General features: G+C 72.8%; 12 protein-coding genes and 1 tRNA gene. 6 read left to right on the top strand and 7 right to left on the bottom strand.

Translation table 11 applies throughout. From position 1 onward, the window contains the following. Positions 1–178: 178 nt before the first annotated feature. The 4 genes from BJP25_RS27270 to BJP25_RS33770 are packed head-to-tail and all read right to left on the bottom strand — an operon-like array spanning position 179 to position 2,485. Positions 179–1,231 carry a hypothetical protein gene (locus BJP25_RS27270; protein WP_143219344.1) on the bottom strand — a complete coding sequence of 351 codons (1,053 nt, stop codon included), beginning with the start codon at positions 1,229–1,231 and terminating at the stop codon, positions 179–181. A 41-nt stretch (positions 1,232–1,272) separates the two neighbouring features. Further along, the gene (locus BJP25_RS27275) at positions 1,273–1,875 is read right to left on the bottom strand and encodes a hypothetical protein (protein ID WP_075977900.1); all 603 of its coding nucleotides are present in this window, start codon (positions 1,873–1,875) and stop codon (positions 1,273–1,275) included. Next, on the bottom strand, positions 1,872–2,327 hold the full coding sequence (locus tag BJP25_RS27280; protein ID WP_075977901.1) for a RidA family protein: 456 nt from the start codon (positions 2,325–2,327) through the stop codon (positions 1,872–1,874). The genes BJP25_RS27275 and BJP25_RS27280 overlap by 4 nt, the downstream gene beginning before the upstream one ends. After that, positions 2,327–2,485 carry a DUF4177 domain-containing protein gene (locus tag BJP25_RS33770; protein ID WP_075977902.1) on the bottom strand — a complete coding sequence of 53 codons (159 nt, stop codon included), beginning with the start codon at positions 2,483–2,485 and terminating at the stop codon, positions 2,327–2,329. Before BJP25_RS33770 ends, BJP25_RS27280 begins: the two co-directional genes overlap by 1 nt. Positions 2,486–2,544: 59 nt before the next feature. Between BJP25_RS33770 and BJP25_RS27290 the strand changes: the two genes are divergently transcribed. The 3 genes from BJP25_RS27290 to BJP25_RS27300 all read left to right on the top strand — a co-directional run bounded on the left by BJP25_RS27290 (position 2,545) and on the right by BJP25_RS27300 (position 5,028). Next, positions 2,545–2,793: a hypothetical protein gene (locus tag BJP25_RS27290; RefSeq protein ID WP_075977903.1), complete on the top strand. Its 249-nt coding sequence runs from the start codon at positions 2,545–2,547 to the stop codon at positions 2,791–2,793. Between the two features lie 112 nt (positions 2,794–2,905). Beyond that, entirely contained in the window at positions 2,906–3,910 is a 1,005-nt protein-coding gene (locus BJP25_RS27295) for an ArsA-related P-loop ATPase (RefSeq protein WP_075977904.1), read from the top strand. Continuing rightward, the gene (locus BJP25_RS27300) at positions 3,907–5,028 is read left to right on the top strand and encodes an ArsA family ATPase (protein WP_075977905.1); all 1,122 of its coding nucleotides are present in this window, start codon (positions 3,907–3,909) and stop codon (positions 5,026–5,028) included. Before BJP25_RS27295 ends, BJP25_RS27300 begins: the two co-directional genes overlap by 4 nt. Positions 5,029–5,641: 613 nt before the next feature. Here the strand turns inward: BJP25_RS27300 and BJP25_RS27305 are convergent. Then, positions 5,642–5,956: a WhiB family transcriptional regulator gene (locus BJP25_RS27305; RefSeq protein ID WP_075977906.1), complete on the bottom strand. Its 315-nt coding sequence runs from the start codon at positions 5,954–5,956 to the stop codon at positions 5,642–5,644. Positions 5,957–6,190: 234 nt separating this feature from the next. Here BJP25_RS27305 and BJP25_RS27310 point away from each other — a divergent pair, with 234 nt between their 5' ends. After that, complete coding sequence (locus tag BJP25_RS27310; protein ID WP_084794604.1) at positions 6,191–8,710, top strand: penicillin-binding protein; 2,520 nt, start codon at positions 6,191–6,193, stop codon at positions 8,708–8,710. Positions 8,711–8,812: 102 nt separating this feature from the next. Here the strand turns inward: BJP25_RS27310 and BJP25_RS33775 are convergent, their stop codons facing one another. Further along, positions 8,813–9,283, bottom strand: a complete 471-nt coding sequence (locus BJP25_RS33775) for a hypothetical protein (RefSeq protein ID WP_143219345.1) — start codon at positions 9,281–9,283, stop codon at positions 8,813–8,815. Next, positions 9,280–9,750 (bottom strand): GatB/YqeY domain-containing protein, encoded by a 471-nt coding sequence (locus BJP25_RS27320; RefSeq protein ID WP_075977909.1) that lies wholly within the window; start codon positions 9,748–9,750, stop codon positions 9,280–9,282. Before BJP25_RS27320 ends, BJP25_RS33775 begins: the two co-directional genes overlap by 4 nt. A 69-nt stretch (positions 9,751–9,819) precedes the next feature. Here BJP25_RS27320 and BJP25_RS27325 point away from each other — a divergent pair, with 69 nt between their 5' ends. Continuing rightward, positions 9,820–10,797 carry a metallophosphoesterase gene (locus tag BJP25_RS27325; RefSeq protein WP_233158297.1) on the top strand — a complete coding sequence of 326 codons (978 nt, stop codon included), beginning with the start codon at positions 9,820–9,822 and terminating at the stop codon, positions 10,795–10,797. A gap of 17 nt (positions 10,798–10,814) precedes the next feature. Further along, positions 10,815–10,888, top strand: a tRNA-Pro gene (locus BJP25_RS27330). Positions 10,889–11,123: the final 235 nt, after the last annotated feature.

Below are 11,123 nucleotides of genomic sequence, written 5' to 3' on the forward strand. Positions count from 1 at the left end.
GTAGCCGGGCCGCCGGTTGGGTGGGTGGTTGCGTTGTGGGCAAAGACGAAGGACAACGACGAACGCGTCGAGCAGTGGCGGGCAGGGCGAAAGACGTGGGACTGGGGGGTCGGGACAGCGCGAAGGGCCGGGGTGGCGGTGGTGCTGCCGTCCCGGCCCTTCGTGTGCTTGGTGCTGGTCAGCTGCGGGTCTCGGGGGGCTGGAGGGGCATGCCGTTGACCATGGTGGTGCTGTTGGCCTCGGTCCAGTCGAAGGAGGCCGAGGTGGAGTTGCCGCTGCTGAGATCGCCCTGCCAGGCGGAGGAGCCGGGCTCGGTCTGCTCGCGGCGGGCCAGTTCTTCCTGGAGCTGGCGGAGCAGGTCGAGTTCGGAGTCGTTGAGGGACTCGTCGGTGCCCGACTCGGCGGGGTCCTCCGCGGCCTGCGGCGCGGCCGGGACGGGGGTGACCGGGGAGGGGGTGCTCGACCAGGGTTCCGGCTCGGGGACCTGGGGGGCGGAGTTGGAGGAGATGGTGGGGGCCGTCAGCTCCGGTTCGCGGCGGGGCGGCTCCGGTGCGGGCTTGGGGGCCGCGGGGGACGCGATGACGTTGGTGCGGGCCGCGGTGACCTCGTTGGCGTAGCGCATCGCGGTCTGGTGGTAGTCGGTCGGCTCGGCGCCGTCGCGCAGGACCTCGACGGAGGCGCGGATGCCCGCGCGGCGCAGGGCGTGCTCGACGCGGTAGGCGGTGGCGGGGGCGGAGCCCTGCTGGCCGACGCCGATCAGCACCACGCGGTGCGGGACGGGGCCGGTGGCCGGGCCCGCGGGGGTGGTGCGCCAGACCGCCCAGACGGCGCGGATGTCCGGCAGCACGTCCAGGACGCGGTTGGCGGCGTCGGCGACGCCGTCCTCGGCGGCCACGCCCGCGACCTGGGCGGCGGTGAACCGGTGCCGGGTCACCAGGTCCGGCTCGGCGACCGGCAGCCGCTCGACCACCGCCGGGTCGGCGTGCGCGGCCAGGAACAGCTGCGCCAGCTCGTCGTGCTCGGCGCGGCTGACCGGCACCGGCCCGGCGGCCAGGCAACCGGCGACCAGGTCCAGCGCCCGGTCGACCTCGGCCGAGGCCAGCAGCTCCCTGGCGTCGGACAGCGCGTCGTCGTCCAGTCTGCCCGCCAGCCCGAGCAGCAGGTCGTGCACCCGGACCGGCAGGGCAACCCCCGGCCAGGCAGCTCCCCTGCCACTGGCGATCTGCGTCACGATCGAACCCCTCCCACGTGGTGTCCCGGCGGCCGGGCGGACTAGCTGGGGACCAGGTGTCCCTCGACGAGCGGCTCCGAGGCGGCGAACGCGGCCCGGTGGTAGCCGGTCGGCGTGAAGCCCGCGGGGAGCACCTCGACCACCGGCTCCGCGGTGCCCAGCGCCCGCAGCACCCGCTGCAGCTCGCCGGTCAGCCGCGCGGCGTCGCCGGTCGTGGTGACCAGCACGACGCGGGTGGCCGAGCCCGCCCGGTCGCGGCGCCAGCTCGTGCGCGCCTCGACGACCTCGGGCCTGCCGCGGAGGATCGCCCCCAGCACGACCGAGGTGGAGTCGCCCACGTTCAGCCGGTCGGGTGACTCCGCGGAGAAGGTGTAGTCGGTTTCGGAGATTTCGTCCACCCACGGGATCGCGTTGAGCCGCTCGGCGTCCGCGCCCGCGGGCAGCAGCACCGCCCCGACCAGCCGGGACTCCTCCGGGGTGATCCCCACCCGCTCGCGCAGCAGGGTCAGCGGCAGCACCCTGGCCACCGCGTCCACCGCGCCCGCGGCCAGCCAGTCCCGGCAGCGCCACAGCTGCCGGTCGCCCAGCCTGCCCGCCAGCCGCAGCAGCAGCTCGTGCGCCTCACCGACCTGCGTCGTGCTCATCGGACCTCCACCACGAGTTCGACCTCGACCGGCGCCCCCAGGGGCAGCTCGGCCACCCCGACCGCGGACCTGGCGTGCCTGCCCGCCTCGCCGAACACCTCGGCCAGCAGGTCCGACGCGCCGTTGATGACGGCGGGCTGCCCGGTGAAGCCCTCGGCGGAGGCCACGAAGCCCACCACCTTGACCACCTGGACGACCGCGTCCAGGCCCACCAGGTCGTGCACCGCGGCCAGCGCGTTGAGCGCGCACAGCCGGGCCAGGCCCTGCGCCTCCTCCGGGCTCACCTCGGCGCCGACCTTGCCGGTGGCGGCCAAGCCGCCGTCGACGAAGGGCACCTGCCCGGCGGTGAACACCAGCGACCCGGTGCGCAGCGCGGGCACGTAGGACCCGGCGGGCGCGGGCACCGAGGGCAGCTCCAGCCCCAGCCCGGCCAGCTTGTCCGACCAGGACATCAGGCCCCCTTCTGGCGCTTGAAGTACGCGACGAGCTGGTCCCCGGTGGGCCCGGGCAGGACGGTCACCAGCTCCCAGCCGTCCTCGCCCCACTGGTCCAGGATCTGCTTGGTCGCGTGGATCAGCAGAGGAACGGTCGCGTACTCCCACTTCGTCATGCCCGCAGCCTAGATCACGGCGGCATCACGGTGGGGTGAGGTCTGGGTACGGTGGCCCGGTGGAGACCTGGCGGTTGATCGCGGCGGCCCTGCTGGTCGCGGCAGGGCTGCTGTCCGTGCTGGTGGTCATGGCGAAGGTGCGCGACCGCACCGGCCGGGGTGCCTCGGCCGCGCTCGCGGGCGCGGTGTCGGTCACGGTGCTCGCCCTGCTGGCCCTGCTCGTGCTCACCGCCCTGCCCGCCCCGGCCGCCTGGGTGGTCGTCGCGGTGGTGTCGGTCACCGCCCTGGTCATGCTGCTGGTCGGCTAGGCCCTGCTCATCCCCGGTGGTCGCGCCCCCGGCAGGCGGTGGCGGCGCCGGGTGGCGGGTCGGCGCGGCGGTCGCGCGGCGAGCACCCCTTCCGGGCAATTACGCTGAAACGGTGACCACCCCCGTCGTCGGCTGGACCGAGCAGGTCGCCCGAGCCCGGTTGCACGTGGTGACCGGCAAGGGCGGGACCGGCAAGAGCACCGTGGCGGGCGCGCTCGCCCTCGCCCTGGCCACCGGTGGCCGCCGCGTGCTGCTCGTGGAGGTCGAGGGCAGGCAGGGCATCGCCCAGCTCTTCGACACCCCGCCGCTGCCCTACTCCGAGGAGAAGGTCGCCTCGACCCCCGGCGGCGGCGAGGTGCGCGCCCTGCACGTCGACGTCGAGGCGGCGCTGCTGGAGTACCTGTCGATGTTCTACAACCTGGGCTTCGCGGGCCGCACGCTGCGCCGCATGGGGGCCATCGAGTTCGCCACCACCCTGGCGCCGGGCCTGCGCGACGTGCTGCTCACCGGCAAGGTCAAGGAGTGCGTCACGCGCACCGAGGACACCGGCAGGCACACCTACGACGCGGTGGTCGTCGACGCCCCGCCCACCGGGCGGATCGTGAAGTTCCTCGACGTCACCAAGGCCATGGCCGACCTGGCCAAGGTCGGCCCGATCAAGGGGCAGAGCGACGGCGTGGTCAAGCTGCTGCACTCCGGCGACACCGCCGTGCACCTGGTGACGCTGCTGGAGGAGATGCCGGTGCGCGAGACCGTCGAGGCCGTCGAGGAGCTCGACGGCGCCGACCTGCGCCCCGGCGCGATCATCCTCAACCGGGTGCGCCCGCCGCGGCTGCCCGCCCGCTCGGTCACCCCCGCCGCCGACGGCCGCGTCGACGCCGGGCGGGTGCGCGACGGCCTGGCCGCCGCCGGGCTCGCCCTGGCCGAGGCCGACCTGGAGGGCCTGGTGGAGGAGACCGTCGAGCACGCCGTGCGGGTGCAGGCCGAGCAGCGCGCCCGCGCCCAGCTCGCCGAGGTCGACCTGCCCGCGGTGGAACTGCCCGACCTGGTCGACGGGGTGGACACCGGCGCCCTCTACGAACTGGCCGAGGCCCTGGTCGAGCAGGGGGTCCGATGAGCGAGCTGGACGTCGACGCGCTGATCGACGACCCCGCCACCCGCGTCATCGTCTGCTGCGGGTCCGGCGGTGTGGGCAAGACCACCACCGCCGCCTCGATCGCGGTGCGCGCCGCCGACCGGGGCCGCAAGGCCGTCGTGCTGACCATCGACCCGGCCCGCAGGCTCGCCCAGGCCCTGGGGCTGCGCGAGCTGGGCAACACCCCCAAGCGCGTCTCGGTGGCGGGCTTCGACCCCACCGGCGAGCTGAGCGCGATGATGCTCGACATGCGCCGCACCTTCGACGACATGGTGCTCGCCCACGCCGGGGAGGACCGGGCGCAGGAGGTGCTGGCGAACCCGTTCTACCGCACCATCTCCTCGTCGTTCTCCGGCACGCAGGAGTACATGGCGATGGAGAAGCTGGGCCAGCTCGCCGCCGAGGGCACCTGGGACCTCATCGTGGTCGACACCCCGCCCTCGCGCTCGGCCCTGGACTTCCTCGACGCCCCGCAGCGGCTGTCCACCGCGCTCGACGGCCGCATGATCAAGCTGCTCACCGGCCCGGTGAAGGCGGGCGGCTGGGGCATCCGCAAGGTCGTCAGCGGCGCCTTCGGCCTGTTCGCCAAGGCCGTGTCCACCATCGTCGGCGGCCAGCTGCTCGCCGACGCCTCCGCCTTCGTCCAGGCCTTCGACGGCATGTTCGGCGGCTTCCGCGAGCGCGCCCGCAAGACCTACGACCTGCTGCGCTCCTCCGGCACCGCCTTCGTCGTCGTCGCCGCCCCCGAGCCCGACGCCCTGCGCGAGGCCAGCTACTTCGTCGAGCGCCTGGAGGCCGAGTCCATGCCCCTCGCGGGCCTGGTCGTCAACCGCACCCACCCGGTCCTGGCCAAGCTCCCCGCCGCCAAGGCCCTCGCCGCCGCCGAGAACCTGGAGTCCACCGCGGGCTCCCCCCTCGCCGCCGCCGTCCTGCGCCTGCACGCCGACCGCGTCGCCCTCGCCCAGCGCGAGCGCCGCCTGGTCAACCGCTTCACCAAGGCCCACCCCGCCGTCCCCCTCGTGCACGTCCCCGCCCTCGCCGCGGACGTCCACGACATCACCGCCCTGCGCCGCATCGGGGACCAGCTCTCCAAGACCTGACCCCTGTGGACAACCCCCACCGCACCCCGCCCCCACCTGGCAGGATGAAAAACGGGGGATCCCCAGGCCCTGTGGACAACTCGCGATCTTGAACCCCGTCCCGTCGCCCCCTCCGGGTAGGCTGGAATTCGGGGGACCCCGAGGGGCCTGTGGACAACTCGGGACCTCAGCCGCGGAATCTCAGCGAGTTGTCCACAGCTCTCAGCCGCGGATGGCCATCAGCCGCGCTCCCTGATCCGACAGCCGCGATCACTACGCCGCGCAGTCGCACCTGGCGCACTCACCGTCACCCCGAGTCGAACCAATCCCATGGTCCGATGAATTCCACGATCTCCCGGCGCTGTGGACAAGTCGAGATCTTGAAAGCGGTTCTGTCGCCTCGCCCGGGTAAAGTGGAAATCGGGGGTCCCCAGGGCCTGTGGACGGATTTCCCCACGATCAAGTCGGCCGTGCTAGGCGAACGCGAAAGAATCCCGTCACAGCGCGCGCGGATTTCCGGCGGCCGAGGAAGCAGCCCCGGCCGGCACGACAGCACCCGCTGTGCCCGAGGCGAGGCAGGCGGGCAGCGGCCCCGACCCGCCCGCGGCGGGCGGGTCAGCGGGGCCGCGCCAGGTCAGCCGACGCGGACGTCCTCGTCCTCGAAGGCGTGCCGCTTGCGGGCGTCGTCGAGCAGGTCGCGCCAGCTGTCGACGTCGGGGCGGCGGCGCAGCAGCGCGCGGCGCTCCCGCTCCGTCATGCCACCCCACACGCCGAACTCGATGCGGTTGTCCAGGGCCTCCGCCAGGCACTCGGTGCGCACCGGGCAGGCGATGCACACGAGCTTGGCCTTGCGCTGCTCGGCCCCGCGGACGAACAGGCCGTCCGGGTCCTCGTCGCGGCAGGTCGCCCGCACGCGCCAGTCGGTCTGCTGCTGGTTCCCGAGATACATGTATCCCCCACCCCTGTCGTCGTCAGCGACCTCGAACCGATACCCCCCGGTACCGGGTGCCGATCCGCCGCGCCGCGGGAGCGACCTGGCTGATCAGCGCTGTCGTGAGACATCGACGGACTCTAGTGCGTGGCGGTTCCCACCAGAACCACCGGAGACCCACCCGTTACAGAAAGTCAATGCTCCGACCGGCGCGCCGGGTGCTCCACCAGGGCGGCGGTTACCCTGGTCGACGTGCGTGTGGGAGACAGCCTGCTGAAACTGCTGGGACTGTGCCTGCTGGCGGGGGTGCTCGTCGCGGGCATGCTGTTCCCGCTGGTCGGCGCGGTCGGCGTGGCCTCGAACCGGGCCAGCGACACCATCGACAGCGTGTCGGCGGACCTGGTGGCCACGCCACCACCGCTGATCACGACGATCACCGACAGCGCGGGCACCCCCATCGCCTCGCTCTACGACCAGTACCGGATCCCGGTCACCTCCGAGCAGATCTCGCCGACGATGAAGGCGGCGCTGGTCTCGGTGGAGGACCGGCGCTTCTACGAGCACCACGGCGTCGACTGGAAGGGCACGCTGCGCGCGGCGATCTCCAACCAGAGCGGCGGCGACACCCAGGGCGCGTCCACGCTGACCCAGCAGTACGTCAAGAACTACCTGATCAACGTGGTCAACCGGGACAACAAGACCGAGCAGTCCAAGGCCCAGGAGCAGACCCTCGCGCGCAAGCTGCGCGAGGCCAGGATCGCCATCCAGCTCGAGCAGAAGATGAGCAAGGAGGAGATCCTCGCCGGCTACCTCAACGTGGTCGAGTTCGCCTACGAGGTCTACGGCATCGGCGCCGCGTCCAACGCCTACTTCGGCACCACCGCCGACAAGCTCACCGTCGCCCAGGCCGCGCTGCTCGCGGGCGCGGTCAACAACCCGGTGCTCTACAACCCGTGGCGCAAGCCCAGCGAGACCCTGCAGCGCCGCAACTTCGTCATCGACAAGATGCTGGAGAACAACAAGGTGACCCCCGAGGTCGCCGAGGCGTCCAAGAAGGAGCCGCTGGGCATCCTGCCCGAGCCGCGCAAGCCCGCCGCGAACTGCGTGGGCGCGGGCCCGGAGTACGGGTTCTACTGCCAGTACGTGTTCGAGTACCTGGAGCGCCTGGGCTTCTCCGAGGACCAGATCAAGACCGGCGGGTACACGATCAAGACCAGCTTCGACGCCCGCGCCACCCAGCTGGCCAAGCAGGCGGCGATGAACGAGGTGCCCAAGACCCAGCCGGGCATCGCGAACACCATGGCGATCGTGCAGCCGGGCAAGGAGCGCCACCAGGTCGTCGCCCTGGTCGCCAACCGCGACTACGGCCTGGACCCGAACGCGGGCCAGACCACCTACGGCCTGCCCAGCCGGGTCGCGAACAAGTTCGGCGCGGGCTCCATCTTCAAGATCTTCACCTCCGCCGCCTACCTGGAGAAGGGCGGCGGCATCATGAACCAGATCGACGTGCCCAACACCTACGTCTCCAACGTCTTCGTCGGCGGCGCCAAGTCCTGCCCCACCGGGCAGGGCGGGGTGAAGAAGTACTGCGTGAAGAACGCGGGCACCGGCGGCGACCGCAAGATGACCCTGCAGGACGCGCTGGCGACCTCGCCGAACACCGGCTTCGTCATCCTGGAGGAGCGGGTCGGCATGGCCCCCATCGTGGACATGGCCAGCCGCCTGGGCCTGCGCACCACCATGTCGGCCAGCATGGGCGGGGTCGACCCGGACCCGCAGGCCACCGCCGACGAGTACCGGCTCAGCCAGTCCGACTTCTTCAAGCCCACCGCCAACAACGCGGGCAAGGCCTCGTTCACCCTCGGCCCCGGCCCGGTGAGCACCCTGGAGCTGGCCAACGTCGGCGCCACCCTGATGAGCGGCGGCGTCTGGTGCCCGCCGACGCCGATCCTCGAGGTCAGCGACCGCAACGGCAAGAAGGTCGAGATCAACGAGGCCCCCTGCGAGCAGGCCGTCGCCGAGCCGCTGGCCAACACCCTGGTCACCGGCCTGAGCAAGGACGACACCAGCGGCACCTCGGCCCAGGCCGCCCGCGCGTCGAACTGGACCCGCCCCATGATGGGCAAGACCGGCACCACCCAGGAGTACAAGTCCGCGGGCTTCCTCGGCGCCACCCCCCAGTACTCCGCCGCCGTCCTGACCTTCAACGACAGCCCCAAGCCCCAGGGCATCTGCGACACCGACCCCCCGCGCCTGTGCGGCACCGGCGGCAACATCTACGGCGGCAAGGTCCCGGCCCGCACCTGGTTCCAGGCCATGACCCCCCTCCTGGACGGCCAACCGGCCCTCCCGCTGCCCGCCACCGATCCCCGCTACATCGACGGCGGCGCCGAGATCAAGGTCCCGGACGTCATCGGCAAGAGCCAGGCCGAGGCCACCCAGATCCTCCAGGGCGCCGGCTACCAGCTCGCCGTCAAGGAGCGCAACGACGCCGCCAAGAAGGGCACCGTCGTCAGCCAGTCCCCCCGCGGCGCCGCCCTCCCCGGCGAGACCATCACCATCCAGGTCAGCACCGGCTACGTCCCCCCGCCCCAGACCTCCGACGCCCCGCCCGCCTCCGAGAACCCCCCGCCACCCCCGGGCACCGATCCCGGCCAGGGCGGCGGCACCCCCGGCGGCCAGCAACCCCCGGGCCAAGGCGGCCGGGGTGGCGGCGGCGGCCGAGGCGGTGGCAACACCGGCGGCCCCGGCAACGGCGCCCCCGCTCCGTGACACCAGGCGGTGGGTGACTGTCCCCACCTCGGAACGTGGTGAAGCCCCCTAGTCGATGCGACTCGGGGGCTTCACCACGTGAGCAGGTGTTCTAGCCGGTCGTCAGCCGTCGAGTGTCGTGGTGTGGACGGTGCCGCCGCGCGCATCGGGTTCAGCCCGGCGGATCGCGTCGTCGTCGCAGGGGGCGTCGGTCATGGTGGAGCCGGGGCGCGGGCCACGGGTGCCGGTGACCTCGACGCACACCCGGGCGACCTCCTGGGAGGTGTCCCAGGTCGTACCCGGCTCCTGGTCGGTGACGGCGATCCTCAGCCGCACCCGGGGACCGTCGGCCTCGCGCAGGTAGAACGCGAAGTCGGGGGTGCTGGGCACCCGGGCGTCGAGGTAGGCCAGCAGTTCATCCCCGCCCGCGGGCGCCTGGGGCGAGGCCAGCCACTTGTCGACGGTGCCGGGGATGCCCGCGGCCAGGGTCCGCACCGACTCCGCCGCCGCCTCGGCGGGGGACTTCCCCCCGCACCCGGCGAGGGCGAGGGCCAGCAGCGCGGCCGCCGGCCCCACCCCCGTCCTGGGCGTCATCCCGCGAGCTTGGCCTTGACGGCGGCGGCGACGCGACCGCCCTCGGCCCGGCCGGCGACCTTGGCGTTGGCGGCCTTCATGACCTGGCCCATCTGCTTCATGCCGGGGGCCGCGCCGACCTGGGCGGCGACCTCGTCGTAGGCGGCGGCCACGAGGGCGGCCAGCTCGTCGTCGGAGAGCTGGGCGGGCAGGTAGCCGGTGAGGACGGCGGCCTCGTCGAGCTCCTGCTGGGCCTGTTCGGCGCGGCCCGCGTCGGCGAAGGCGGTGGAGGCCTCCTTGCGCTTCTTGACCTCGCGGGCCAGGACCTTGAGCACCTCGTCGTCGGAGAGCTGGACGGCCTGGTCGCCCGCGACCTCGGCGTTGGTGATCGCGGCGAGCGCCATGCGCAGGGTGGCGACCGTGGTCTTCTCCCGGGCCTTCATGGCGGTGGTCAGGTCCGCCTGCAGCCGGTCTTTCAGCTCAGCCATGACCTGAGCGTATCGCCCCTGGACAAGCGGATTGCCGGTGGCGAGGGACCCGCCCCGTACCCTCTTGGTGTGAGCGACAGCGTGAACGACACGGTCAGGACCCTCGGGCGGCTCGCCCTGGGCACCACCGCCCTGGGAGCCGCCACCCTCGCCTACGCGGCGGGCTTCGAGCGCACCCACTGGACCCTGCGCCAGGCCACCCTGCCCGTCCTCGCCGAGGGCGCGCGGCCGCTGCGCGTGCTGCACCTCTCCGACCTGCACATGCTCCCCGGCCAGAAGTCCAAGCAGCGCTGGGTCGCCGCCCTCGACGAGCTCAACCCCGACCTGGTCATCAACACCGGCGACAACCTCGCCCACAAGCAGGCCGTCCCGGCCGTCGTGCGCGCCCTGGGCCCGCTGCTCAACCGGCCCGGCGCCTTCGTCTTCGGCAGCAACGACTACTTCGCGCCCAAGCCGAAGAACCCCGCCCGCTACCTGTTCCCCTCGAACAAGCGCATCCACGGCATCCCCCTGCCCTGGCGGGACCTGCGCGCCGCCTTCCTGGAGCGCGGCTGGCACGACCTCACCCACACCCGCACCCTGTTCACCGTCGACGGCCGCACCATCGCCGCCGCGGGCGTCGACGACCCCCACCTCAAGCGCGACCGCTACGACGACATCGCGGGCAAGCCCGACCGGCAGGCCACCCTGCGCCTGGGCGTCACCCACTCCCCGGAACCCCGCGTCCTCGACCGCTTCGCCGAGGACGGCTACGACCTGGTCATGGCGGGCCACACCCACGGCGGCCAGCTCCGCATCCCCGGCTACGGCGCCATCGTCACCAACTGCCAACTCGACCGCAGCCGCGCCCGCGGCGCCTCCCGCTGGGGCGCCCACACCTGGCTGCACGTCTCCGCGGGCCTGGGCACCAGCCCCTACGCCCCGGTCCGCTTCGCCTGCCCGCCCGAGGCCAGCCTGCTGACCCTCGTACCCCGCACCACCAGCGCAGACCCGGCCGCGGAGGCCAGTAGGGGAGCCCGCTTCAACCCCGGTGCGGGCGTCAGGTAGTCTTACTGACGTTCCACCGGGGTGTGGCGCAGCTTGGTAGCGCGCTTCGTTCGGGACGAAGAGGTCGCAGGTTCAAATCCTGTCACCCCGACACGGCGATTGGGCGGTCCTTGTTCGCGGAGAGCGCGAACGGGGATCGCCTTTCGTCGTTCCGGGGGGCGACCCCCCGGGCCCCCACGGTGCTGGCTTCTTGCTTGGGCGGGCGCTGGGCGCGTGGGGAGGGGACTAGCGACGTTGCTATGGGAGTGGGAGGCAAGGGGCGTGGGCTGGGTGCGACTGGGGTGGGGGTAAAGCACTGAGGGTGGGTGGTGGTGGTCACCTGGGGG

The organism is Actinokineospora bangkokensis (assembly GCF_001940455.1).
In the GTDB taxonomy this organism is placed as follows: domain Bacteria; phylum Actinomycetota; class Actinomycetes; order Mycobacteriales; family Pseudonocardiaceae; genus Actinokineospora; species Actinokineospora bangkokensis.